This is a genomic window from Allobosea sp. UC22_33 (assembly GCF_042700715.1).
GTDB lineage: Bacteria > Pseudomonadota > Alphaproteobacteria > Rhizobiales > Beijerinckiaceae > Allobosea.
This window is the reverse complement of record NZ_CP170556.1, coordinates 4,063,769-4,086,917: the sequence shown is the minus strand read 5'-3', so window position 1 is coordinate 4,086,917 and position 23,149 is coordinate 4,063,769. Positions and strand designations below refer to the sequence as shown.

Sequence of the window (23,149 nt, the reverse complement as noted above, 5' to 3'; positions counted from 1 at the left end):
GTCCGCCCCGATGCGTGCGCATGTCACCATGCAGGCCAGGTCCGGCGACGGCGCCTTCCTGGCGCGCGTGAACGGTGCGGCCTTCGCGGGCGTAGTCCACAGCGCTTTTCGTAGGGCAGTGAATATCGCCTGCCTGGGCAATGGCGAACTGCACACGCTCGTCACCGGCGATCTCGATGACGGGCCGAATTCGCTGGTCGTCACGGCCGATGATTTCCTCGCGATCGGTATCTGCCAGGGCGACAGTGTCCGGGCCGGAGGCGGCAGCCTCGCCATTGCCGGGAAGGCGACGGTGAGTGTGGCCGAAGCCTCCGTCTGGCGCACGCCCGTGCCGGAAACGCATTGCGCGCCCGGCCTGTTGCGCCGGCGGCTGGCGGAGGCGGAGGCTGCGATCTGGCGCAACGGCACGCCCGGCGGCTTCATCGAGGGCATGGCCGATACCGAGGTCGCGCGATTGACGACCCGGATGCTGCATGAAGGCGCGGACGGGCTCGCATTCGCGCTGGGACGTGGCGACACGGATGCGGCGCTGGCCCAGGCCCGCCGGTTGCTCGGCCTCGGGCCGGGCCTCACGCCGTCGGGCGATGACTTCCTCACCGGGCTGCTCGCGGCCCGCGCGCTTTGCCGGCGGCAGGTCGATCTCGGCAGCGACGGCTTCGCCCGCGGCGTGGTGCAATCCGCCAAGAGCGCGACCAACCCGATCGCCTACGCGGCCATGGCCAAGGCGGCGCGCGGCGAGGTCCGGGAGCGGGTGGCACGCCTCGTCATCGCGCTCGGCAGCGCGACAGCCGAGCCCTCCTCGCAGGCGCTCGCACAGGTTCTCGCGATCGGTGCCTCATCCGGGACCGAGATCGCTTTCGGCGTCATCCGTGGGCTGGCGTCGCTCATCGACAATGGAGAATGGGATCATGGCCATCAAGACCGCCATTAAGCGGAACACCTATTTCGACTCGGTCTCGCTGATGTCGGTGACCGGGCGGGCGAACGCCGTCGCCGGGGTCGAGCAGGCGATGATCGGCATGGGCACCGCCATGAACAAGGAGGTGCTCAAGAACGTCGGCATGCTGACGCCGGAGGCGGCCGAGGCCCAGAGCGGCGACCTGATGATCGTCGTGCGTACCGCGTCCGACGCGGTCGCCGAGCAGGCGCTGGTCGCAATCGACGAATTGTTCAAGCAGAAGGGCGGCAACGAATCCGGCCGCAAGATGAACTACGCGACGATCGAGTCCGCCGTCGCGCATGTGCCCGGCGCCAATCTCGCGATCATTGCGGTGGCCGGTGAGTTCGCCTCTCGCGAGGCGCGCCGCGCGCTGGAGAGCGGCCTGCACGTCATGATGTTCAGCGACAACGTCTCGATCGAGGACGAGGTCGCACTGAAGACGCTCGCCCATGACAAGGGCCTGCTGATGATGGGGCCGGATTGCGGCACCGCCTATATCGGCGGCATTGGCCTGTGCTTCGCCAATGCGGTGCGCGCCGGCAATATCGGCATCGTCGGCGCCTCCGGCACCGGCAGCCAGGAGGTCGCGGCCCGCATCCACGATTTCGGCGGCGGCATCACCCAGATCATTGGCACCGGCGGGCGCGACCTCAACGAGAAGGTCGGCGGCATCATGATGATCGACGGCATCAACGCGCTCGCCCGCGACCCGGCGACCGAGGTGATCGTGCTGGTCTCCAAGCCCCCGGCGAAATCGGTGCAGGACAAGGTGCTGGCAGCGGCTGCTTCATGCGGCAAGCCGGTCGTCGCCTGCCTGCTCGGCGGCTCGGAAGAGGCCGTCGCCAAGGCCGGCCTGCAATTCGGCAAGACCACCAAGGAGGCCGCGCTGAAGGCGGTCATCCTCGGCGGCAAGAAGGAAGAGGAGATCAACAAGCGGGCGCTCAACCTGCCGTTGATCGCCGAGACCCGCGCCAAGCTGAAGCCCGAGCAGCGCTATATCCGCGCCCTGCTCTGCGGCGGCACGCTCTGCGAGGAGATGATGCTGATCGCCAAGGAGAGCTACGACAACGTCTACAGCAACATCGCCAAGGACCCGGCGCGCAAGCTGAAGGACGTCAACGCCAGCATCGAGCACAGCTTCATCGATTTCGGTGACGACGATTTCACCCGCGGTCGCCCGCACCCGATGATCGACCCCTCCCAGCGGCTCGCGCGATTGGTGCAGGAGGCGCGCGACCCGTCGGTCGGCGTCATCGTGCTCGATTTCATCCTCGGCTACGGCGCCCATGAGGACCCGGCCGGCGTGATGATCCCCGCCCTGGTCGAGGCCAAGCAGATCGCAGCGGCCGAGGGGCGCCATCTCGAGATCCTCGGCTATGTCCTCGGCACGGATCTCGACAGCCAGTCGCTCGCCGAGCAGACGGCCAAGCTTTCGGAAGTGGGCGTCACCATCGCCAGCAGCTGCACCAATGCCGGCCTGCTGGCGCGCGGTTTCGTCTCCAAGGAGAACTGATCATGTCCAGCATCAACGACCTGTTCAGCAAGGTCAGCGTCATCAATATCGGCCTCGAAATGTTCAAGGACGATATCGAGAAGCAGGGCGGCAGCGCCGTCCATCTCGATTGGCGCCCGCCGGCGGGCGGCAAGCCCGAACTGATCGACGCGCTTGAAGCCCTCGCGCGCCCCGAGATCGCGGCGCGCATCGAGAAGGCGAACCAGGAGGCGGTCGAGCGCATCCTGAAATCCCAGCCCGTGCTGGTCGGCTTCGGGCCGGCACTGGAGGTCGTGCCCGGCATGACCAAGACCACCATCCTCCATGCCGGCCCGCCGATCACCTGGGAGCGGATGTCCGGCCCGATGAAGGGCGCCGTCACCGGCGCGCTGGTCTTCGAAGGCCTGGCCAAGAACCTCGACGAGGCGGCGGCGCTCGCGGCGTCGGGCGAGATCACCTTCTCGCCCTGCCACGAGCATAACTGTGTGGGCTCGATGGCGGGCGTGACCTCGGCCTCGATGTTCATGCATGTCGTCAAGAACAAGACCTATGGCAACGTCGCCTACACCAATCTCAGCGAGCAGCTCTCCAAGATCCTGCGCATGGGCGCCAATGACGAGACCGTCATCGCCCGGCTGAACTGGATGCGCGACGTGCTCGGCCCGATCCTGCGCGAAGCGATGCAGATCGCCGGCGAGATCGACCTGCGCCTGCTGCTCTCGCAGGCGCTGCACATGGGCGACGAGTGCCATAACCGCAACGTGGCGGGCACGACGATCCTGATCCAGAAGCTCGCGCCCTTCATCCTGGAGACCTCGTTCACGACGGCCCAGAAGCGCGAGGTCTTCGACTTCGTCGCCAGCAGCGACTATTTCTCCGGCCCGACCTGGATGGCGGTGTGCAAATGCGCGCTCGACGCCGCCCATGGCGTGCCGCACTCGACGATCCTGACGACGATGTGCCGCAACGGCGTCGAGTTCGGCATCCGGATCAGCGGCGTGCCGGGCTTCACCTGGTTCACCGGCCCGGCCCAGAAGGTCATCGGCCCGATGTTCGCCGGCTACAAGCCGGAGGATTCCGGCCTCGATATCGGCGACAGCGCGATCACCGAGACCTATGGCATCGGCGGCTTCGCGATGGCGGCGGCACCGGCCATCGTGCCGCTGGTCGGCGGCACGGTCGACGAGGCCATCGGCTTTTCGGTCCGCATGGCCGAGATCACCACGGCCGAGAACCCGAACGTCACGGTGCCCCTGCTCAACTTCAAGGGCGTGCCGACCGGCATCGACATGCGCAAGGTGCTGCAGACCGGGATCATGCCCGTCATCAACACCGCCATCGCGCATAAGGAAGCCGGCATCGGCATGATAGGCGCCGGCATCACCTATCCGCCGATGGAGGCTTTCGAGAAGGCGCTGCTCGCCTTCGCTGCCCAAGAAGGCGTCGCCGGCTGAAGACTGCCGCGGGCCGCCTCTCGCGGCCCGCGTTCCGCACCAACGAACAATTTCAACATGCGTCGCGACCTGCCGGCCGGCGCGTGGGAGGAGGATTCATGACTTCGATCGACGCCGTTCCGGACCGCCTGATCATCGCCATCGGCGGCAACGCCATCCATCCCGAGGGCATCCGCGGCACGGCCGAGGAGCAGGAGAAGCTCGCGGCCGAGACGGGCGCCGCCCTGCTGCCCTTGATGGAGCTCGGCTCGCAATTGATCATCACCCATGGCAACGGCCCGGTCGTCGGCAAGATGCTGCTGCGCCATGCTATCGCCCGCCATCGCGTCGCGCCGATGCCGCTCGACATCTGCGTCGCCCATAGCCAGGGCGGCATCGCCTATCTCCTGACGCAGGCGCTGGAGAACGCGCTGCGCGCCAAGGGCAATCCGCGCGAGGTGACCTGCGTCCTGACCCAGGTCGAGGTCGATCCGAACGACCCGGCCTTCCAGAACCCGTCCAAGCCGATCGGCTATTTCTACACCGAGGAGGAGGCCAAGGCCCTCAGCGAAGAGATGGGCTGGCTGATGAAGGAGGATTCCGGCCGCGGCTACCGCCATGTCGTGCCCTCGCCGCTGCCGCAGCACATCGTCGATTTCGACCTCGTGCAGATCCTGGCCGAGCGCGGCGCGGTCGTGATCGCGGGCGGCGGCGGCGGCGTGCCGGTGGTGCGCCAGCCCAACGGCCAAAGCCACGGTGTCGAGGCCGTCATCGACAAGGACCGCACCACCGCCAAGATGGCGAACCTGCTCGACATCCCGGACATGATCATCCTGACCGCCGTGCCGCGCGTCGCCGTGCATTTCGGCAAGCCGGAGCAGCGCTTCCTCGATCGCGTCAGTCTGTCCGAGATCAAGCGCCTGCATGAAGAGGGGCATTTCCCGCCCGGCAGCATGGGGCCGAAGATCGACGCGGCCGCGCAGTTCATCGAGGGCGGCGGCCGGCGCTGCATCATCGCGCGCATCGAGGATGCGGTCGCGGCGCTGCGCGGCGAGGCCGGCACGCAGATCGTCTCCGACGCGGCGTTCGCGGCGGCGGCCTGACGTCTCTCCGGGCGTCCTTCGTTTCAGAATAAGGCGGGTCATCCCGGGCGGAGCGTAGCGAAGACCCCGGGATCCATGCCTGAACCTCTATCGGAGAGGTTCCGGCATGGACTCCGGATCAAGTCCGGGATGACGGCGTGTTTCAGAGGGAACGAACAGGCTTTTGTCAGGTGAACTGAAGCGGGCCGCCGGAAGGACCGGCGGCCCGTTTTTCATGTGCCCATGCACGGATAAGGCCGCTGACGATGCCTTGCAGCCGATCAGGCGATCGGCTGGGTCAATTCGCCGTGGCGCGCGACGATCCTGCCGCGCTTGACGACGGTGCGGTCGGCCGGGCGCTCGACGATGGCTTCGCAGATGGTCTCGCCGGGCAGGATCACGAAGTCGGCCGTGCAGCCGACCTCAAGACCGTAGTTCTCGATGCCCATAACCTTGGCGCCCTGATAGGTGCAGACGTCGAGCGCCAGCTCCATCTCCTCGTCGCGGCGGAAATTGTTGCGCAGGCCGACCAGCGTCGCCCGCTCCAGCATGTCGCCCATGCCATAGGGATTCCAGCTGTCGCGCACGCCGTCCGAGCCGCCGGCGATGACGACACCGGCCTTGAGGCAGGCCATGACGGACGGCGCCGGCGAGGAGGCCGGGGCGGTCGTGACCAGCGCGATGCGCTCCCTGGCCAGGTCCTCCATCAGGCGGCGGACATGATCGGCATCCGGCATGCCCAGGCAGAAGGCATGGCTGATCGCGACCTTGCCCTGCATGCCGAGCGCGCGGGTGCGCTCGATGATGAGTTCCATCGAGAAGGCGCCGACCTCGCCGCGCTCATGCAGGTGGATGTCGAGCGGGCGGCCGTATGTCTCGGCGAGGCCGAAGATCGCGTCGAGATGACCCTTGGGGTCGCGGTCGAGCGTGCAGGGATCGAGGCCGCCGACGACATCGGCGCCCATCGCCATCGCCTGGTCGAGCAGTTCGAGCGTGCCGGGCCGGATCAGCATGCCGGATTGCGCGAAGGCGACGATCTCGACATCGATCACGTCCTTGAGCCGCTCGCGCATGGCCATGACGCCTTCGACGCCGGCCAAGCCGACCTCGGTGTCGACATCGACATGGCTGCGGATATGGGTGGTGCCGAGCTTGACCATCTGGGCGACGAGCCGGCCGGACTGGCGGTCGGGTTCGATGCCGAATTCGCGGCGGTTGCGGCGCTCGGTCTCGATCTTGTCGATCAGGGCGGGGCCGGCGGTGTGCTTGTGCCAGCCCATGCCCCAGAAGCTCTTGTCGAGATGGGTGTGGGCCTCGACGAGGCCGGGGATCATCAAGCGGCCGCCGGCATCGAAACTCGCGTCGCCTCCGGTCGCGCCTGCGCCGATCGCCGCGATGCGCCCGTCACGGACCAGCACATCCGTCGCAGCGCCGCCGGCCGGGCGGACATTCCGGATCAAGAGGGTATCGGACACGAGGCATCTCCTTCTTCCAGACCGTTGCGTGCGGGCTTTTTAAAGTCCAGGCGCGGCTCTGGCCCGTTAAATCATCCGATTATTATCATGCAGGAATTGAATGACGCGGCACGGCGGCCGTTGAGGCTTTCTGCAAACGTCACCTAGAAAGTCGGCGGCGTGCAGGCGCTGACGATCTCGCAGGGGACCGGGCCGACGCAGCGGAACCGGTGCGGGCGGTTGCTCTCGAAATAATAGGCGTCGCCGGGGCCGAGGATGCGGCGCTCCTCGCCGACGGTGAGCTCGATCCGGCCGGCGAGCACGATGCCGCCTTCCTCGCCTTCGTGGGTCAGCAGCACGCGGCCGGTATCGGCGCCCGGCTCGTAGCGCTCCCTGAGGATCTGCAGCGCCCGGCCGAACAGGTTTTCGCCGACCTGGCGGAAGGAGATGCCGCCCTTGCCGATCTCGACGAGTTCTTCGGCCTGGTAGAACACCTGCCGCGGCTTCTCCGGCTCGAAGGCGAAGAACTCCGACAGGCTGATCGGGATGCCGTCGAGGATGCGCTTGAGCACGCCGACCGAGGGGTTCACCTCGTTGGCCTCGATCAGCGAGATCGACGAGTTGGTCACGCCGGCCTGCTTGGCGAGCGCGCGCTGCGACAGGCCGCGCTGAATCCGGACATATCTGAGCCGGGCTCCGACATCGATATTCATCGCCGGCCTGTTCCTGCTGTTCTCGATCTTGAACGGTATCCAGATCGAGCAAGCTTTTTCAAGGGATTAGGCCGACACTGAAACAGACTTGTTGCACTGACGAAAACATGAGCACTGACGGGTCTCAAAGGGAGGCCGTCATGACCGTCAACACCAAGCCGTCCACGCTGCAGAACGCCCGCTCGCTCGATGCTTTCTGGATGCCGTTCACCGCGAACCGGCAGTTCAAGCAGGCGCCGCGCCTGCTCGCCAGCGCCAGCGGCATGCATTACGCCACCGAGGACGGCCGCAAGGTCATGGACGGCACGGCGGGCCTGTGGTGCTGCAATGCCGGCCATGGCCGGCGACAGATCAGCGAAGCCGTCTCGCACCAGATTGCCGAGCTCGATTTCGCGCCGGCCTTCCAGATGGGCCACCCCATCGTGTTCGATTTCGCCGAGCGGCTTGCCGCCATCGCGCCGGGCGAGGGCGCGAATAAGCTCGATCGCATCTTCTTCACCGGCTCGGGTTCGGAATCGGTCGATACCGCGCTCAAGATCGCGGTCGCCTATCAGCGCGCCATCGGCCAGGGCACGCGGACCCGCCTGATCGGGCGCGAGCGCGGCTATCACGGCGTCGGCTTCGGCGGCATCTCAGTCGGCGGCCTCGTCAACAACCGCCGCGTCTTCCCGCAACTGCCGGGCACCGACCATCTGCGCCACACCCATGATCCCGCCCGCAACGCCTTCACCCGCGGCCTGCCCGAGCATGGCGCCGAGCTCGCCGACGATCTCGAGCGGCTGGTCGCGCTGCATGGCGCGGAGACGATCGCGGCCGTCATCGTCGAGCCGATGGCCGGCTCCACCGGCGTGCTGCTGCCGCCGAAGGGCTATCTGCAGCGCCTGCGCGAGATCGCGACGAAGCATGGCATCCTGCTGATCTTCGACGAGGTCATCACCGGGTTCGGGCGCCTCGGCACGCCCTTCGCCGCCGATTATTTCGGGGTGATGCCGGACCTGATGACCACCGCCAAGGGCCTGACCAACGGCGCGGTGCCGATGGGCGCGGTCTTTGCCAGCCGCAAGGTGCATGACGGCCTGATGCACGGGCCGGAAGGCATGATCGAGCTCTTCCACGGCTATACCTATTCCGGCCATCCGGTCGCTTGCGCGGCGGGCCTGGCCACGCTCGACATCTATGCGTCCGAGGGGCTGCTGACGCGGGTGGCGAAGCTGGCGCCGGCCTGGGAGAACGCGATGCATTCACTGGGCGATGCGCCGCATGTCATCGATATCCGCAATCTCGGCCTCGTCGCCGGCATCGAGCTGTCCTCGCGCGACGGTGCCGCCGGCGCCCGCGCCTACGAGGTCTTCGTCGACTGTTTCGAGAAGGGCCTCCTGATCCGCGTCACCGGCGACATCATCGCGCTGTCGCCGCCGCTGATCGTCGAGGAGGACCAGATCGGCGAGATGGTCGAGACGCTGCGCGGCGCGCTGAAGCGGGTGGCCTGACGGCGCCCCTCTCTGTGCTAGAGGTCTCGTGTCCTGACCTTCGCGAGATAGCCGATGACGACCTCTCCCTGCCCGCCGATCAGTGATGCCGACTGGCCTGAAGCGATCGCCGAGATGAAGGCCGGCTTTGCCGGCGCGCTCAATGTCTACCGGACGATGGCGCATCACCCGGCGCTGCTGAAGGCCTGGGCGCCGTTGCGCCAGCATGTCGTCAAGGACAGCGCGCTCGGGCCGGTGCGCTCGGAGGTGGTGATCCTGCGGGCGGCGCATCGCATGGGCTCGCCCTATGAATGGGCGCATCATGTCAGCCGGGCGCGGGTGCTCGGCATGAGCGATCAGCGCATCGCGGCGCTGCGCGGCCAGCCGGAGGGCGAGGACGGATTGATCGTGCGGGCGGTCGATTCGCTCTTCGACGACCAGCGCCTGTCGCTCGCGCAGGAGGCCGAGCTCGCCGCGGCGATCGGGCGCGAGGCGGTGTTCGACCTGATGGCGACGGTCGGCTTCTATTCGGTGCTCGGCTACATGCTGATGACCTACGAGACGCCGATCGACGATACGATTGCCAGGGAAATGGCGGAGCACCCGCTCGGCACCGTCTAGCCCCCGATTTGGCGAAGCCGCCGGGCATCGTGTAACCCCGCCGGATCGGGCCGATGGCGAGCGCCCGGCCGCAAGACGGGAACGACATGTCCGACGACGATTACATCTATGACGAGGCGACCGGCGAATGGCGCCCGGCCTCGGACGTGAAACAAGCAGCCGCAACCGCTGCTCCGGTGGTACGCGATGCCGCCGGGAACGTGCTCGCCGACGGCGATTCCGTGGTCCTGGTCAAGGACCTCAAGGTGAAGGGCGCCAATCAGACCTTGAAGCAGGGCACGGTCATCCGCACGATCCGTTTGACGGAGAATGTCGAGGAGATCGACTGCCGCCACGACACGATCAAGGGCCTCGTGCTGCGGACGGAATTCGTCCGCAAGCGTTGAGGCCTTGGGCTGTGCCTACCAGAGGCGCGGCCCCTCCATCGTCGAGACATGGGCCGAGACCACCTTCCAGCCCAGATCGGGAAAGCGCACCCAGCTCTGGCTCTGCCGGCCGATGACGTCGCGCCCGCGCACCTTGAACTCGAGATTTACGGTCGCGATGTCGCGTCCCAGCGTCAGGATCTCCAGCCTGATGCGCTTCTCCTTGATGCCCGGACCCGGCGGGCGCGCGACGCGATGGCCATGGATTTCCTGGAAGCCGTAGCCGTTCTCATGCAGGGCGTAGCGGATCGTGTAGGGGCTGTTCCAGAAGGCTGCATCCAGCACGTCGACATTCTTGTCGATCAGTGCCTGCTCGTAGGCCTCGAACAGGGTGCTGATCTCGGCCACCACTTCCGGAATGTTCGGGGTCAGGTCGGTCATGATGCGGCCTCCATGGCCTGTGCGATGGCAATGAGGCTGGCATCGCTGCCGCGCGCTCCGATGATGGACAACCCGATCGGTGCGCCGTCGACGAGCGCGCCGGGCAGGTTGACCTGTGGATGGCCGGCAAGCCCGCCCTGCGCGCAAAGGCAGGTGATGCGATCCCGCATCGGCCGGAGAACCGGCATCGGCAAACCGCGCAAGGGGGCCGGGAAGGGCGTCGTCGGCAGGCACAGGACGGTGCCTGATGGCAGCAGGTAGCGCAGCCGCGCGCGGGCTTCCTCGCGCATCAGGGCGGCCCAGTTCTGCTCGGATACGGGGACCTGCGAGCCGGCGATCAGCCCGGCCGCGACGCTGAAGGCCATGCGCGGATTGTCCCGCTCGATCCAGGGACGGAAGGTCTGCCAGGCCTCGATCGGCTGCAGGCTGCGCTGCGCCCGCGCCCAGACGGAGAGGCCCTGCGGCGCCATGATCTCGTCGCGGGGCGTGGCGCCCAGCACGCGGGCGAGCCGCTCGACCATCGGACGCAGCGCTTCCGCGACCTCCGGGTCGGCGAAGCCGAAAGCGTCGACTGCGACGAGCAATTTCGTCGGCAGCGGGCCGGGCGCTTCGCCGAGCAGCGCGGTGCCGATGCGGGCGAAGGTCGCGGCGTCGCGGGTGAACCAGCCGGCCGTGTCCGAGCTCGGCGCCTGCGGCATCAGGCCGGTCAGGTCGAGCCGGCCATGGGTCGGGCGGATGCTGTAGAGCCCGCAGAAGCTACCGGGCACGCGCATCGAGCCGCCGGTATCGGTGCCCAAGGCGGTGTCGCAGAGCCCGGCGGCGACGGCTGCGGCCGAGCCGGAGGAGGAGCCGCCCGGCACGCGCTCCGGGGCAGCCGTGTTCAGCGGCGTGCCGTCGAAGGCGTTCTCGCCGAGGATGCCGAGCGAGACCTCGTCGGTGATGGTCTTGCCGACGAGCTCGGCGCCGGCATCGAGCAGGGTCTGCACCGCCCAGGCATGGCGATCCGGGATGGGGTTGGTTCGGGCCCAGTCATGGTTGCCGCCGCCGGTCGGCGTGCCCGCGACATCGAACAGGTCCTTGACGGCGAAGCTCAGCCCCGAAAGCGGACCGCCGGGGCGGCCGGGAATGCGGATGCGCGGGCCGGGCACGAAGGCGTTGACGCGATCCTCCATCACGGCCTCGGCGATCGCGTTTCGCCCAGGGAGATCGGTCGGGTCGGCATCGGCACGGCTTGCATTCCTGTCGGCAGTTCGACTCAGGGTCGAGGGGCAGCCTAACAGGTTTGCCGCCACGGCAAACGGCGGTGTGCGGGCGCGCCTGCGCGCCGGTCAACGAAGGCTTCGGCTCTGGCCTCCGGCTTTGGCTCAGGGGACGCTTCGTGCCGCTGCGGGCTGAACTGCCTGCTGTTCGTGCGCGATCAGGAAATTTTCCTGCGCCTCCGTCTCGACGGCGGCTGCATCATGCTCACGGCGAATCTGCGCGATAGCTTCGGCTGCGCCGGTTCCGTTCTCGACGAGGAGCAGCGCGGCGATGGTGCCGGTGCGGCCGAGGCCGGCACGGCAATGGATTGCCCAGCTCTCGCCCTGCCGCAGGCGATGCGCCAGGTCGAACTTGCGCCAATCGGCCATGAAATCCGCATCCGGCACGCCGTAATCGGGAATGGCGAGATGGGTCCATTCCAGCCCGGCGGCGCGGACGGCCGCAGCGAAGCCGTCGTGGCCGCCGGGGAATTCCTTGGCTTCCACGAGGCTGAGCAGCCCGGTCGCGCCCATCGCGGCCAGCCGCGACAGATCGTCCGTCAGCGCCGCCCGCGATGCGGTGTCGTCCAGTGCTTCCTTGCGCCGGCCGGGGCAGGGCCCGAGCAGGAGCGCACCCGCAAAGCCGGGCAGGTCGAGGCGGGATATGGAAGGCGCCGGGCTGTGCAAACAATCCTCCAGAGGGTGGAGCAGCGGGGACATTCTACCTGCGGCGGGGGCGCGGCGCGAAGCGGCGTCCGCACCGCTCGAACGAGCTTCAGGGCTCGCTGATTGACATGATGATATAGCTGTGTACAGCTATATCATCATGCTGTCCACACGCGACCCTGCCAGCGAGATTGGACCCGTAACCGCGGCGGGCGGCGAGGCCTTCGCGGCCGGTGTGCTCAAGCCGCAAAGTCCTCCACCGCCGGGCGCGCCTTTGCGGGAGCGCCTGCAAGGGCTGATCTGGCCGCTGGCGATGCTGCTCGTGCTCGTCGGATTGGGCGTGCTGGGCGCGCGGAACGTCTCGGCCAATCTCGCGGCGGCCGGGATGGAGATCGATTTCTCCTTCCTCTGGCAGCAGGCCGGTTTCGACGTCAGCGAAAGCCTGATCGCCTATTCCCCGCGCGATACCTATGCCTATGTCCTGCTCGTCGGGATTCTCAACACGCTGGTTGCGGCGGCGGTGACGCTGGTGCTGGCAAGCGCCATCGGCCTCGTCGTCGGCATCGCCATGACCAGTTCGAACTGGCTCGTGCGCAATCTGGCGCGGCTTTATGTCGAGTTGCTGCGCAACCTGCCGAAGCTCCTGATCGTGATCGCGCTCTATGTCGCGCTGGTCCGCGGCCTGCCGCATATCAAGGCGGCCTGGACCGGCCCGTTCGGCGCAATGTTGAGCAATCGCGGGCTCGCCCTGCCGGCGCCGGTGATCGGGCATGGCGGGCTTTTGCTGGCGCTCGCGGCCTGCCTCTGGCTCGTCGGCTCGGTTCTCTGGTCGCGGGCGGTGAAGCGGCATCAGGACGCAACGGGCCAGCGCCGACCAGTTGCTCTGCCGGTGCTGCTGGCGGGCTTCGCGCTCTATGCCGGGCTCACCCTGTCGGGGCTGGTGGAGATCGGTTGGTCGGTGCCGAAGCTGACCGGCTTCAATGTCAGCGGAGGGATGGGGCTTTCGCTGCAATTGGCGGCGCTCGTCCTGGCGCTCTCGGTCTATCATGGCGGGCAGATCGGCGCGATCGTCGAGGGTGGCATCCTGGCCACCTCGCGCGGCCAGCACGAGGCGGCGCTGGCGCTGGGCCTGAGCCGGCTCCGGACGATGCGCCTGATCGTGCTGCCGCAGGCCTTGCGCGTGATCACGCCGCCGCTCGGCAACCAGTATTCCAACCTGCTGAAGAATACCTCGATCGCGCTGGCGATCGGCTACTCGGACCTGCTCAGCGTGGTCAGCACCTCGGTCAACCAGACTTTCCGGCCGATCGAGCTGATGACGCTGGTCGCACTGTTCTTCCTGATCGCCAATCTGCTGATCTCGGCCGGGGTCAACTGGTGCAACCATGTCTTCCGCATCAGGGGGCGCTGAGATGACCACCCTCGCCGAGACGCCTCTCGTTGCCGGGCCGCCGCAGAGCCGCCGCTTCGTCGCCGCCGGGCGCTGGCTGCGGTCGAACCTGTTCTCCAGCTGGTGGAACACGCTGCTCACCGGGCTCGTGCTGTACGGGGTCGTGGCTTTCGTCGCGAAGGCATTCAGCTGGGGCGTGGTCGATGCCGTGCCCTTCTCCGGCAGCCGGGCCGAATGCGCGGCGGCGAGCGGTGCCTGCTGGGCCTTCCTGCGCGAGAAGGCCAATCTCGTCCTGACCGGGACCTATCCCGAGCCCGAGCGCTGGCGCGCCTATCTCGCGAGCGCGGTGATGATCGCGGCGATCCTCGCTTTCGCCAAGGCGCCAATCGGCGTCATCGGGCGGGCCGTGCTCGTCCTCGTTTCCGGCGTAAGTGCCTATCTGCTGCTGCGCGGCGGCGTCGCCGGCCTTCCCGTGGTCGAATCGCATCGCTGGAACGGTCTGCCGCTGATCCTCTTCCTCTCGGCCTTCAGCATGGCCGCTGCCTTTCCGCTCGGCGTCTTGCTGGCGCTGGCGCGCTGGTCGGGACAGCGCGGGCTTTCGCTGTTCGCGGTCGGCTATATCGAGGCCGTCCGGGCGATCCCGATGGTCGCGGTACTGTTCGCCGGCATCTTCATCCTGCCGCTGCTCCTGTCGCGTGGCGCGGCGATCGAGCCTGTCGCGGCGATCCTGATCGTGCTCACCCTGTTCTATGCCGCCTATTTCGCCGAGGACGTGCGGGCGGGTCTGCAATCCCTGCCGAAAGGCCAGACGGAAGCGGCGGCGAGCCTCGGGCTTTCATCGGCGCAGCGCATCCGGTTGATCGTGCTGCCGCAGGCGCTGCGCACGGCGATCCCCGGCATCACAAATTCGATCATCGGCAGCTTCAAGGACACGTCGCTTGTCGCGATCGTCGGCATGCATGACCTGCTCTCGACCGCGCGCATGGCCTATGCGGACCCGCAATGGCAGGCCTATTCGCTGGAGGCGAACCTGGCGATCGGCCTGTTCTACTTCATCTGCTGCTGGCTGATCTCGGAGCGGGCCCGGCGGCTCGGCCACGGCGCCGTCACGGCGCGCTAGAGCCGGCTTTCGACAAAAGAAGTGGCCAGCCGCTCAAGCGATGCTCTAAGCACAAGGCGGGCAGGAAGAGAGACGATGACGGTCGATATCGCCGGTTCGGATACGCGCCAGCTGCGCCAGCTGGTCCGCTCGCGCAACGACGTGATCTTCGAGATCGTGCGCGACCGCATCTGCCTGCGCGAATATGACGAAGGCCATGTCATCCACGAGACGGCGCTGGCGAGCGAATTCCGCGTCAGCCGCACGCCGATCCGGCAGGTGCTGCAGCGGCTGGTCTACGAGCAGTTGGCCGAGACCCGCAACGGCGTCGGCACGATCGTCTCCTATGTCGGCCCGCAATCGGCCGACATGCTGCGCTTCCGCATCGGCCTGACGCGCCTGATCGCCGACCTGATCCCGCTTCAATTGCCTTCGACGCTGGGCTCCGACTATGCCCGGCTGCAGGCGCTGGCGGGGCTGCTCAAGCCGGATTCCGCGCTGAAGGAGGCCTGGGATGTCTGGCGGACGCATCACGAGGTCCGCAATGCCTTGATCGGCGACGAGGCGCTCCGGCAGATGGACGACACCATCTTCTTCCGCACGGCGCGCAGCTGGGTCGGCTGGTTGAAGCAGGAGCCGGCGGCGATGCATGCGCTGCTGGTCGAGGAGATCGCGGCGGTGGCCGGGAAAGCGACGGCTCTGTCGGCGCCGGAGCTGTTTCGCCTGCATGCTGCCCATCTCGAGCGGATGCTGGCGCGCTACGGCGTGCAGGACAGCAAATAGGCGACCTGCTCCTCGCTTTCGATGGCGCCGGGCCTTGCCGCCCGCACGGCCGTGATCGCGGCCTCCGGCATCGAGCCGATGGCGATCAGGAGCCGCGCCGCCATCATGCCCGAGCGGCCATAGCCGGCGAGGCAGCAGAAGGCGATGCGGTGCCCTTGGCGCAGTTCTCCGGTGAGGCGTTCGATCAGGGCGGACCAGTCGAGCCGCTGGTCGGGCGCGGAGAAATCGGCGATCGGGGCGCCGAGCAAGGTGATCGACCGTTCTTTTGCAGCGTGGCCCAAATCCTCGATTTCGTCGGGATCGCATTCGCCGTCTTCGAGCAGGACCACCAATAGCCCCGTCTCCCGCGCCGCGAGCGCATCCAGGGCCTCCTCCTGCAAGGCACCATCGACGAAGCGCTCGCCGCGCCGGGCGATTACGAGGCCGGGCAGCGGCAGCATGCCGATCGCCCCGGTTAGGCCCGGGGGCTCGACCCAGGCAATCCCCTCCGCCATGCGCCCCTCCGCCCGCTCGTCCCGCCATCGGGAGATGCGGTGCTCGTCGTTTCCATGAAGCGGATTGCCGTGGGGATTGTCCACTCTTGAACGCATGCCGGTGTCGAGCCTGTCGTCAACGAAAAGCCCTCCCGGATCGCTCCGGGAGGGCTTGGTTTGGCGGGCCGGTCGTTGGTCTTACCGAACCGGATAGGAGAAGATCAGGCCGCCGTCGCGGGCGAGGCGGTTCGGCGACTGGGCGCGGTCCATCGCCAGTGGCGAGGCCTTGCCGATATGCTTTTCGAAGACCTCGCCGTAATTGCCGACCTGCTTGATGATCTGGAAGGCCCAGTCAGGGCGCAGGCCGATCTTCCTAGCCATGTCGGCGGTCGGGCCGTTCGGCGCGATGAGGCGCTGGGCATCGACCGGCAGGTCCTTGAGCGCGGCGAGCTTGGCCTCGACGTTCTTGGAAGTCAGGCCGAATTCCTCGGCCGCGACCATGACCTGCACGCCCCAGAACAGGGTCTTTTCCAGCTCGGTATCGGGGCGGGAGACCAGCGCCAGCGGCTCGGTCGCCGAACGCTGGGGCACCAGCACGTAGTCGTCCGGCTTCGGCGCCAGCAGGCGGTCGGCGGCGAGCGCCGAGACCGAGCTCGCGACTGCATCGCATTTGCCGGAGAAGAAGGCCTGGAGGCGGGCGGTCTTGTCGGCGATGTTCTCGACCTTGTAGGGCAGCTTCGCCTCGGCGAACCAGTCGGCGAGATAGAGCAGGGTGGTCGAGCCCTCCTCGGCGCAGACCGTCGCGCCCGACAGGTCGGCGAGCTTGGTCATGCCCAGGCTCTTGGGCACCATGAAGCCCTGGCCGTCATAGAAGGTGGTCGTGACGAAGGAGACGCCGGGATCGGCGTCGCGCGTGCCGGTCGCGGTGATGCCGCGCGAGGCGATATGGGCGCTGCCGCTGATGATCGCCTTCAGGCTGTCGGAGAAGCCGATGCCGCGCAATTCCGCCTTGGCGGCATCGCCGAAGATCGCGACGGCGGCCATGCGGCAGAACTCGACATTGAAGCCCTGGAAGCGACCGGCGCTGTCGGGAACCGAAAAGCCGGGCGAATTCGGGTTCACCAGGCAGATGATCTTGCCGTCTTCCTTGACCTTGTCGAGCACCGACCCGGCCTGCGCCGCCGGCGCCATCATGGTCAGGGTTGCCGCGGCCAGGGCCGCACGAACGATGCTGAACGTCATCCCGATCTCTCCCATCTCGATCGTTGTCGAGCTATGGAGCTGTATACAGCAACGCAGACGCAGGTCAAACGCCGGATGTTGCCGTGGGCTTCGCATTTCGGGCAGGATCGGCTTGGAAGCGTCGGAGGGCGCCAATCTATTCCGTCTCGTCATAACAATGCGCCGCGAATGCATTAGCCAGCGGCGCTGCGGGCGTGCCATCCTGCCGGCCTCAAGGGAGCGTCATGACGCTCCGGTTCGGCGGAGACCGGCGTGGCAGACGATTACAGCGCCCTTTACGAGGCGGTTGAACCCTATCAGTCCCTGCGCCTGCCGGTCGGCGACGGACATGAGCTGCATGTCGACCTCAGCGGCAATCCCGACGGCATCCCCGTGGTCTTCCTGCATGGCGGGCCGGGCGGCGGCACCAAGCCGGCCCAGCGCAAGACCTTCGACCCGTCCGCCTTCCGGATCGTGACCTTCGACCAGCGCGGCGCGGGACGCTCCAGCCCGCTGGCGGAGCTGGCCGGCAATACCACGCAGGCGCTGATCGCCGATCTGGAGCGCATCCGCGCGTATCTCGGCATTGAGCGCTGGCTTGTCACCGGTGGTTCCTGGGGGAGCTGCCTCGGCCTCGCCTATGGACAGGCCCATCCCGAACGCTGCCTCGGCTTCCGCCTGCACGGCATCTTCATGGCCGAGCGCGCCGAGATCGACTGGTGGTTCCACGGCTCGCGCACGATCTTCCCGGACCATTGGGAGACTTTCGCCGCCTTCGTGCCAGAGGCGGAGCGTGGCGACCTGCTCGGCGCCTATTATCGCCGGTTGACCGGGCCCGACCCTGAGCAGCAGCTGGGGGCTGCGGTCGCCTTGCGCACCTTCTCGGGGAAGACGCAGACCTTCCTGCCCGATGCCGAGCATGTCGCGGCGCTGACCGAGCCGGATGCCGCGCTGGCGCTCGCCCGCATCTTCACGCATTACTGCGTCAACGGCGCCTTCCTCGACCCGGGCCAGCTGCTGCGCGACGTCTCGCGCATCCGCCACCTGCCGGCCGAGATCGTGCAGGGGCGCTACGATATCGTGACGCCGATGTGCACGGCTTGGCGCCTGAAGACGGCCTGGCCCGAGGCGCGCTTCACCATCGTGACCGAAGCCAACCACGCGGCGACGCCGAGTGCGCCGGCCCTGTCGCTGGCGCTGCGCGACGCGACCGACCGCCTGCGCGATTCGATGCTGGCCATCGCGGCCTGAAGGAACGACCATGTACGAAGCCGCCAGCCAGATCCGCCTGGGTATCGAGCCCTATCTCGAAATCCGCAGCGCCAAGAGCCCGGCGGTGGCGCCGGATGGCGAGCTTCTCGCCTATCTCAGCGACGAGAGCGGCACGCACCAGATCTGGCTCCGGCCGCTCGCCGGCGGGGCGCCCTGGCGCCTGACCGACATGCCGGAGCCGGTCGGTTCGATCGCCTTCAACCCGAAGAGCCGCGACCTGCTCTTCACCATGGATTGCGGCGGCGACGAGCGCCACCAGCTCTGGCTCGTGCCGGGTGCCTCCGGCGTGCCGCAGCCGCTGACCGACGATCCGACCGTGGTGCATGTCTGGGGCTGCTGGGCGCCGGACGGGCAGCGCATCGCCTTCGCCTCGAACGCGCGCGACCGCGAGCATATGGACATCTATGTGATGGACATGACGACGCGGGCGGCGCGGCGCGTGTTCGAAGGCAGCGGCTATCGCGAGGCGCTGGCCTTCTTCCCGGACGGGCGCTCGCTCCTCGTCGCCGATGCCACCCATGCGATGAACGATCAGGATCTCTACCGGCTCGATCTCGAAAGCGGTGCGCGCGAGGCGCTGCTGCCGCATGAGGGCCGGGCTCGCTATGCCGCGAATCGGATGAAGAAGGACGGCAGCGGCTTCTTCACGATCACCGATCAGGGCCGGGAATTTCTCAGCGTCGCCTTCCGCTCGGCGACCGACGGCGCACTGAACTGGGTCGTCGAGCGTAGCGGGCAGGATATCGAGGCGGTGGCGCTGGCGCCGGACCAGAACCGCCTCGCCTATGTCGCGAATGATCGCGGCTGGAACCGCATCTTCGTGCGCGACCTCGCCGGTGGTGCCGAGTTCGAGGTCGAGGGATTTCCGGCCGGCTCGATAGGCTCCGTCGCCTGGCTGCCGGATGGTTCCGGGCTCGTCTTCCCGCTGGATGGTTCGACCTCGTCGCCGGATATCTGGCGCTTCGATATCGCCTCGAAGCAGGTGAAGCGCCTGACCGATGCCTCGAAGGCCGGGCTCGATCCCGCGAGCTTCGTCGAGCCGACGGTGGCGAGCACGAAAAGCTTCGACGGGCTCGACGTGCCGTTCTTCGTCTACCGGCCGCGCGGCAAGGCGCCCGAGGGCGGCTATCCTGCTGTCGTCGTCGTGCATGGCGGTCCGGAGGCGCAGTGGACCCCGATCTTCCGGGCCGACCTGCAGTTCTTCCTGAGCCAGGGCATTATGGTGATCGCGCCGAACGTGCGCGGCTCGACCGGCTACGGCCGCAGCTACCACCATCTCGACGACAAGCACCTGCGCATGGACAGCGTCGCCGATCTCAAGGCGGTCAGGCTCTGGCTGCGCGAGCAGAGCGACGTCAATGATGACCGCGTCGCCGTCTATGGGCGCTCCTATGGCGGCTTCATGGTGCTGGCGGCGCTGACCGAGCAGCCGGATTTGTGGAAGGTCGGCATCGAGTTCTACGGCATCGCCAATTTCCTGACGCTGCTGGAGACGACCGGGCCGTGGCGGCGCTATCTGCGCGCGGTTGAATATGGCGATCCGGTCGCCGATCGCGAGAACCTGATCCGCTTCTCGCCGATCCACAAGCTCGACCAGATCCGCGTGCCGCTCTTCATTGCGCAGGGTTTCGACGACCCCCGCGTGCCGCCGGGCGAGAGCGAGATGGTCTATTCGGTGCTGCGCGGTCTCGGCCGCCCGGTCGAGTATGTGCGCATCCCGCATGAGGGCCATGGCTTCGCCCGGATCGAGAACCGGCGCACCGTCTTCGGCGGGGTGGCCCGTTTCCTGCGAGAGCATCTGTAGAAGGGATAACCAGCCATGCAGAATTCCGAGATCATCTGGGAGCTGGTCGATGCGAAGCGGCAGCCTTTCGAGGCGCTGAGCGACCGCGTCTGGGGCATGCCCGAGATCGCCTATACCGAGTATGGCTCTGTCGCCGAGCATATCGCGATGCTGAAGGAGCAGGGCTTCCGCATCACCGAGAACGTCGCGGGCATCCCGACCGCGGTGATGGGCGAGGCGGGCGAGGGCGGCCCGGTCATCGCCATCCTCGGCGAGTATGACGCGCTACCGGGCCTGAGCCAGGAGGCTGGTATCGCCGAGCCGAAGCCGGTCGAGGCCGGCGGCCACGGCCATGGCTGCGGTCACAACATGCTGGGCTCGGCCGCGCTGCTGGCGGCGACGGCGGTCAAGGACTGGCTCGCCAGGACAGGCCGTCCGGGGCGCGTGCGCTATTTCGGCTGCCCGGCGGAAGAGGGCGGCGCGGCCAAGGCCTTCATGGTGCGGGCCGGCGCCTTCGACGATGTCGATGTCGCAATCAGCTGGCACCCGGCCTCGATGACCAAGGTCGACGATGCCTTGTCGCTGGCCAACACCCGGATGGATTTTCAGTTCACCGGCCGCGCCTCGCATGCCGCCGCGGCGCCCCATCTCGGCCGCTCGGCGCTCGATGCCGTCGAGTTGATGAATGTCGGCGTCAACTACATGCGCGAGCATGCGCCGTCCGACGCGCGCATCCACTATGCCTATCTCGATGCCGGCGGCATCGCGCCGAACGTCGTGCAGGCTTCGGCCAAGGTGCGCTACGCCATCCGGGCGCGCGACCTCGCGGGCATGCTGGAGCTCAACGAGCGCGTGAAGAAGATCGCCGAGGGCGCGGCCTTGATGACCGAGACGACAGTCTCGATCTCGATCATGAGCGCGGTCTCCAACATGCTCGGCAACACGCCGCTGGAAGACGCGATGTTCAAGAACATCGACCGGCTCGGCCCTGTGCCCTTCGATGCGGCCGACAAGGCCTATGCGGCCAAGATCCAGGCGACGCTCGGCCCGGCCGATATCCTCAACGACTATCGCCGCACCGGCATCGCGCCGCGTGAGGACACGCCGCTCTGCGATTTCGTCGTGCCGCAGGGCACGCGCGGCGTGCCGATGATCGGCTCGACCGATGTCGCCGATGTCAGCTGGAAGGTGCCGACCATCCAGGCCAGGGTCGCGACCCATGCGATCGGCACGCCCGGCCATTCCTGGCAGATCACGGCCCAGGGCAAGGCCCCGGCCGCCCATAAGGGCATGGTCCATGCCGCCAAGATCATGGCGGCGACCGCGGTCGACGTGATCAGCGACGAGACGCTGCTGGCGCGCGCCAAGAAGGATCATCAGGAACGGGTGACGCAGACGCCTTATGTCTGCCCGATCCCGGCGGATGTGAAGCCGCCGATCAAGCCGCGGCCCCAGGCCGCCTGAACCGGATAGTCGGGAGCAGCATCAACGGTTGCTCCCGCCGGCCGATGCGTTTTCAATCAAACAATAAACCAAAGAGCGGGACAGAGATCATGACCAACCAGAACCACGAGACCGGAACCAAGCGACGCCTCGCCGGGAACAAGCTCCTCTCGGCCGCTGCGGCTGCCGCCCTCTGCGCCGGCGCGGGAGCCGCCATCGCGGCCACGCCGAAGAATGCGCTGGTGATGGCCTGGAACATCGACGCGATCAGCACCTTCGATCCCGCGCAGGTCGGCGAGGTCGTCACCAACGAAATCCTGCAGAACACCTGCGACACGCTGGCCGATTTCGATCCGGCCGACGAGCGCAAGGTCGTGCCGAGCCTTGCTTCGCGCTGGGACGTCTCGCCGGACCGCAAGGAGATCACCTTCCACCTGCAGAAGGGCGCGAAATTCCCGTCCGGCAATCCGGTCACGGCCGAAGATGTCGCCTGGTCGCTGCATCGCGTCGTCAAGCTGAACTTCGGTAACGCGGCGACGCTGACCGAGTACGGCTTCACCAAGGACAATGTCGAGCAGACCATCGTCGCAGGTGCCGGCGACACGCTCACGCTCAAGCTCGACAAGCCCTATCCGACGACGCTGGTGCTGCAGGCGATCGCCGCTAACCGGGTCTCCATGGTGATGGACAAGAAGACCCTGATGGCAAACGAACAGGGCAGCGATCTCGGCAACAAGTACCTCGCGACGCGCACGGCCTGCGTCGGTCCCTACAAGCTGACCCGCTGGAACGCCGGCGAGTCGATCGTGCTTGAGGCGAACGAGAACTATTGGGGCAAGGCGCCGGCGCTGAAGCGCGTGCTGATCCGCCATGTCGCGGAACCCGGCACCCAGCGCCTGCTGCTCAGCCAGGGCGATGTCGACGTCGCGCGCGACCTGACCCCCGAGGATCTGCGGGATCTCGAAGGCTCGAAGGACATCGCGATCGAGAAGGTCCTGCGGCCGCAATTGTTCTACTGGGGCTTCAATGTCGCGGACGGCCCGTTCTCCAAGGAGAAGGTGCGCCTCGCGATGCGCTACCTGATCGACTATGATGGCCTCGGCAAGACGGTGATGACCCATCTCGGAGTGCCGCGTGCCAGCTTCGCCCAGCTCGGCGCCGTCGGCGCGCTCGACGAGAAGGAGGGGCAGCCCTTCAAGCTCGACCTCGACAAGGCCAAGCAGCTTCTGGCCGAGGCCGGCTATGCCAACGGCTTCGAGGCGAGCGTGCTGTTCGGCACGCTGCCGCATGCGAACCCGATCGCCCAGAGCGTGCAGCAGAACGCCGCCAAGGTCGGCGTCAAGCTCTCGCTGGAGCGCATGGCCAATGCCCAGCTCTTCAGCAAGGTGCGCGGGCGCGAGTACCAGTCGGCGATGCTCGCCTGGCAGACCGGCGTGCCGGATGCCCATGGCAACGCCTCGCGCCTCGTCTTCAACCCTGACAACCGGCTGGAGGCCAAGCAGACCCAGTATCCGAGCTGGCGCTCGGCCTATCAGGACCTCGAACTGAACAAGCAGATCGACGCGGCCCTGCTGGAGCCCGACACGGCCAAGCGCGACGCGCTCTACGCCACGATCCAGAAGGAGGTGATGGCGAAGGGGCCGATGGCCTTCATGTTCCAGATGAACAGCGTCGCCGGCGTGCGCAAGGACCTGAAGTCGTGGACCTGGAACGGCTTCCGGACCTATTACGAGCGCACCGCCAAGTAAGGCCATCTGCAAGTAAGGCCATC

General features: G+C 67.3%; 21 protein-coding genes. 14 read left to right on the top strand and 7 right to left on the bottom strand.

The features are described from left to right. Positions 1–10: 10 nt before the first annotated feature. The 4 genes from ACFJGT_RS19885 to arcC all read left to right on the top strand — a co-directional run bounded on the left by ACFJGT_RS19885 (position 11) and on the right by arcC (position 4,968). Positions 11–931 carry a DUF2877 domain-containing protein gene (locus ACFJGT_RS19885; protein WP_377841439.1) on the top strand — a complete coding sequence of 307 codons (921 nt, stop codon included), beginning with the start codon at positions 11–13 and terminating at the stop codon, positions 929–931. Then, the gene (fdrA, locus tag ACFJGT_RS19880) at positions 909–2,453 is read left to right on the top strand and encodes an acyl-CoA synthetase FdrA (protein ID WP_377841437.1); all 1,545 of its coding nucleotides are present in this window, start codon (positions 909–911) and stop codon (positions 2,451–2,453) included. Before ACFJGT_RS19885 ends, fdrA begins: the two co-directional genes overlap by 23 nt. A gap of 2 nt (positions 2,454–2,455) precedes the next feature. Next, positions 2,456–3,886, top strand: coding sequence for a DUF1116 domain-containing protein (locus ACFJGT_RS19875; RefSeq protein ID WP_377841435.1), 1,431 nt, complete (start codon positions 2,456–2,458; stop codon positions 3,884–3,886). 98 nt (positions 3,887–3,984) lie between these two features. After that, complete coding sequence (gene arcC, locus ACFJGT_RS19870) at positions 3,985–4,968, top strand: carbamate kinase (RefSeq protein ID WP_377841433.1); 984 nt, start codon at positions 3,985–3,987, stop codon at positions 4,966–4,968. Positions 4,969–5,228: 260 nt separating this feature from the next. Here arcC and ACFJGT_RS19865 read toward each other — a convergent pair whose 3' ends face one another. Together ACFJGT_RS19865 and ACFJGT_RS19860 are read right to left on the bottom strand one after the other, a co-directional pair. Further along, on the bottom strand, positions 5,229–6,422 hold the full coding sequence (locus ACFJGT_RS19865; protein ID WP_377841430.1) for an amidohydrolase family protein: 1,194 nt from the start codon (positions 6,420–6,422) through the stop codon (positions 5,229–5,231). Between the two features lie 143 nt (positions 6,423–6,565). Further along, complete coding sequence (locus ACFJGT_RS19860; RefSeq protein WP_377841427.1) at positions 6,566–7,114, bottom strand: cupin domain-containing protein; 549 nt, start codon at positions 7,112–7,114, stop codon at positions 6,566–6,568. Between the two features lie 140 nt (positions 7,115–7,254). Here ACFJGT_RS19860 and ACFJGT_RS19855 point away from each other — a divergent pair, with 140 nt between their 5' ends. The 3 genes from ACFJGT_RS19855 to ACFJGT_RS19845 all read left to right on the top strand — a co-directional run bounded on the left by ACFJGT_RS19855 (position 7,255) and on the right by ACFJGT_RS19845 (position 9,590). Further along, positions 7,255–8,604 carry an aspartate aminotransferase family protein gene (locus tag ACFJGT_RS19855; RefSeq protein WP_377841424.1) on the top strand — a complete coding sequence of 450 codons (1,350 nt, stop codon included), beginning with the start codon at positions 7,255–7,257 and terminating at the stop codon, positions 8,602–8,604. 54 nt (positions 8,605–8,658) lie between these two features. After that, positions 8,659–9,204 carry a carboxymuconolactone decarboxylase family protein gene (locus ACFJGT_RS19850; RefSeq protein ID WP_377841422.1) on the top strand — a complete coding sequence of 182 codons (546 nt, stop codon included), beginning with the start codon at positions 8,659–8,661 and terminating at the stop codon, positions 9,202–9,204. 86 nt (positions 9,205–9,290) lie between these two features. Then, positions 9,291–9,590 carry an alkylphosphonate utilization protein gene (locus ACFJGT_RS19845; protein ID WP_377841420.1) on the top strand — a complete coding sequence of 100 codons (300 nt, stop codon included), beginning with the start codon at positions 9,291–9,293 and terminating at the stop codon, positions 9,588–9,590. 15 nt (positions 9,591–9,605) lie between these two features. Here the strand turns inward: ACFJGT_RS19845 and ACFJGT_RS19840 are convergent, their stop codons facing one another. The 3 genes from ACFJGT_RS19840 to ACFJGT_RS19830 form a co-directional block, all read right to left on the bottom strand. Then, positions 9,606–10,010 (bottom strand): AtzH-like domain-containing protein, encoded by a 405-nt coding sequence (locus ACFJGT_RS19840; RefSeq protein WP_377841417.1) that lies wholly within the window; start codon positions 10,008–10,010, stop codon positions 9,606–9,608. Next, positions 10,007–11,182, bottom strand: coding sequence for an amidase (locus ACFJGT_RS19835; protein WP_377841415.1), 1,176 nt, complete (start codon positions 11,180–11,182; stop codon positions 10,007–10,009). The genes ACFJGT_RS19840 and ACFJGT_RS19835 overlap by 4 nt, the downstream gene beginning before the upstream one ends. A gap of 192 nt (positions 11,183–11,374) precedes the next feature. After that, complete coding sequence (locus ACFJGT_RS19830; protein WP_377841413.1) at positions 11,375–11,968, bottom strand: protein-tyrosine phosphatase family protein; 594 nt, start codon at positions 11,966–11,968, stop codon at positions 11,375–11,377. 88 nt (positions 11,969–12,056) lie between these two features. Here ACFJGT_RS19830 and ACFJGT_RS19825 point away from each other — a divergent pair, with 88 nt between their 5' ends. The 3 genes from ACFJGT_RS19825 to ACFJGT_RS19815 all read left to right on the top strand — a co-directional run bounded on the left by ACFJGT_RS19825 (position 12,057) and on the right by ACFJGT_RS19815 (position 15,186). Next, the gene (locus ACFJGT_RS19825; RefSeq protein WP_377841410.1) at positions 12,057–13,325 is read left to right on the top strand and encodes an amino acid ABC transporter permease; all 1,269 of its coding nucleotides are present in this window, start codon (positions 12,057–12,059) and stop codon (positions 13,323–13,325) included. 1 nt (position 13,326) lies between these two features. After that, complete coding sequence (locus tag ACFJGT_RS19820) at positions 13,327–14,424, top strand: amino acid ABC transporter permease (RefSeq protein WP_377841407.1); 1,098 nt, start codon at positions 13,327–13,329, stop codon at positions 14,422–14,424. A 75-nt stretch (positions 14,425–14,499) separates the two neighbouring features. Beyond that, on the top strand, positions 14,500–15,186 hold the full coding sequence (locus ACFJGT_RS19815; RefSeq protein ID WP_377841404.1) for a GntR family transcriptional regulator: 687 nt from the start codon (positions 14,500–14,502) through the stop codon (positions 15,184–15,186). On the opposite strand, the gene ACFJGT_RS19810 is transcribed toward ACFJGT_RS19815, so the two are convergent. Together ACFJGT_RS19810 and ACFJGT_RS19805 are read right to left on the bottom strand one after the other, a co-directional pair. After that, positions 15,162–15,680, bottom strand: a complete 519-nt coding sequence (locus ACFJGT_RS19810; RefSeq protein ID WP_377841401.1) for a hypothetical protein — start codon at positions 15,678–15,680, stop codon at positions 15,162–15,164. The genes ACFJGT_RS19815 and ACFJGT_RS19810 overlap by 25 nt on opposite strands. Positions 15,681–15,857: 177 nt before the next feature. Further along, positions 15,858–16,901: a transporter substrate-binding domain-containing protein gene (locus tag ACFJGT_RS19805; protein ID WP_377841398.1), complete on the bottom strand. Its 1,044-nt coding sequence runs from the start codon at positions 16,899–16,901 to the stop codon at positions 15,858–15,860. A 252-nt stretch (positions 16,902–17,153) separates the two neighbouring features. On the opposite strand from ACFJGT_RS19805, the gene pip reads away from it, so the two are divergent. The 4 genes from pip (at position 17,154) to ACFJGT_RS19785 (ending at position 23,126) form a co-directional block, all read left to right on the top strand. Further along, positions 17,154–18,131 (top strand): prolyl aminopeptidase, encoded by a 978-nt coding sequence (gene pip / locus ACFJGT_RS19800; protein ID WP_377841396.1) that lies wholly within the window; start codon positions 17,154–17,156, stop codon positions 18,129–18,131. 10 nt (positions 18,132–18,141) lie between these two features. After that, on the top strand, positions 18,142–19,956 hold the full coding sequence (locus ACFJGT_RS19795; protein WP_377841393.1) for a S9 family peptidase: 1,815 nt from the start codon (positions 18,142–18,144) through the stop codon (positions 19,954–19,956). 15 nt (positions 19,957–19,971) lie between these two features. Beyond that, the gene (locus tag ACFJGT_RS19790) at positions 19,972–21,399 is read left to right on the top strand and encodes a M20 family metallopeptidase (protein WP_377841390.1); all 1,428 of its coding nucleotides are present in this window, start codon (positions 19,972–19,974) and stop codon (positions 21,397–21,399) included. A gap of 89 nt (positions 21,400–21,488) precedes the next feature. Continuing rightward, a complete protein-coding gene (locus ACFJGT_RS19785) occupies positions 21,489–23,126 on the top strand; it encodes an ABC transporter substrate-binding protein (RefSeq protein WP_377841387.1) in 1,638 nt (545 codons plus the stop codon). Positions 23,127–23,149 lie beyond the last annotated feature (23 nt).

Excerpts from the sequence above, each read along its gene's own strand:
- ACFJGT_RS19885 (WP_377841439.1), top strand. The coding sequence starts at position 11 with ATGCGTGCGCATGTCACCATGCAGGCCAGGTCCGGCGACGGCGCCTTC.
- ACFJGT_RS19845 (WP_377841420.1), top strand. The coding sequence starts at position 9,291 with ATGTCCGACGACGATTACATCTATGACGAGGCGACCGGCGAATGGCGC.
- ACFJGT_RS19805 (WP_377841398.1), bottom strand. The coding sequence starts at position 16,901 with ATGACGTTCAGCATCGTTCGTGCGGCCCTGGCCGCGGCAACCCTGACC.
- arcC (WP_377841433.1), top strand. The coding sequence starts at position 3,985 with ATGACTTCGATCGACGCCGTTCCGGACCGCCTGATCATCGCCATCGGC.
- ACFJGT_RS19875 (WP_377841435.1), top strand. The coding sequence starts at position 2,456 with ATGTCCAGCATCAACGACCTGTTCAGCAAGGTCAGCGTCATCAATATC.
- ACFJGT_RS19840 (WP_377841417.1), bottom strand. The coding sequence starts at position 10,010 with ATGACCGACCTGACCCCGAACATTCCGGAAGTGGTGGCCGAGATCAGC.
- ACFJGT_RS19830 (WP_377841413.1), bottom strand. The coding sequence starts at position 11,968 with ATGTCCCCGCTGCTCCACCCTCTGGAGGATTGTTTGCACAGCCCGGCG.
- fdrA (WP_377841437.1), top strand. The coding sequence starts at position 909 with ATGGCCATCAAGACCGCCATTAAGCGGAACACCTATTTCGACTCGGTC.
- ACFJGT_RS19790 (WP_377841390.1), top strand. The coding sequence starts at position 19,972 with ATGCAGAATTCCGAGATCATCTGGGAGCTGGTCGATGCGAAGCGGCAG.
- ACFJGT_RS19810 (WP_377841401.1), bottom strand. The coding sequence starts at position 15,680 with ATGGCGGAGGGGATTGCCTGGGTCGAGCCCCCGGGCCTAACCGGGGCG.
- ACFJGT_RS19860 (WP_377841427.1), bottom strand. The coding sequence starts at position 7,114 with ATGAATATCGATGTCGGAGCCCGGCTCAGATATGTCCGGATTCAGCGC.
- ACFJGT_RS19785 (WP_377841387.1), top strand. The coding sequence starts at position 21,489 with ATGACCAACCAGAACCACGAGACCGGAACCAAGCGACGCCTCGCCGGG.
- ACFJGT_RS19835 (WP_377841415.1), bottom strand. The coding sequence starts at position 11,182 with ATGGAGGATCGCGTCAACGCCTTCGTGCCCGGCCCGCGCATCCGCATT.
- ACFJGT_RS19795 (WP_377841393.1), top strand. The coding sequence starts at position 18,142 with ATGTACGAAGCCGCCAGCCAGATCCGCCTGGGTATCGAGCCCTATCTC.
- ACFJGT_RS19855 (WP_377841424.1), top strand. The coding sequence starts at position 7,255 with ATGACCGTCAACACCAAGCCGTCCACGCTGCAGAACGCCCGCTCGCTC.
- ACFJGT_RS19820 (WP_377841407.1), top strand. The coding sequence starts at position 13,327 with ATGACCACCCTCGCCGAGACGCCTCTCGTTGCCGGGCCGCCGCAGAGC.
- ACFJGT_RS19815 (WP_377841404.1), top strand. The coding sequence starts at position 14,500 with ATGACGGTCGATATCGCCGGTTCGGATACGCGCCAGCTGCGCCAGCTG.
- ACFJGT_RS19850 (WP_377841422.1), top strand. The coding sequence starts at position 8,659 with ATGACGACCTCTCCCTGCCCGCCGATCAGTGATGCCGACTGGCCTGAA.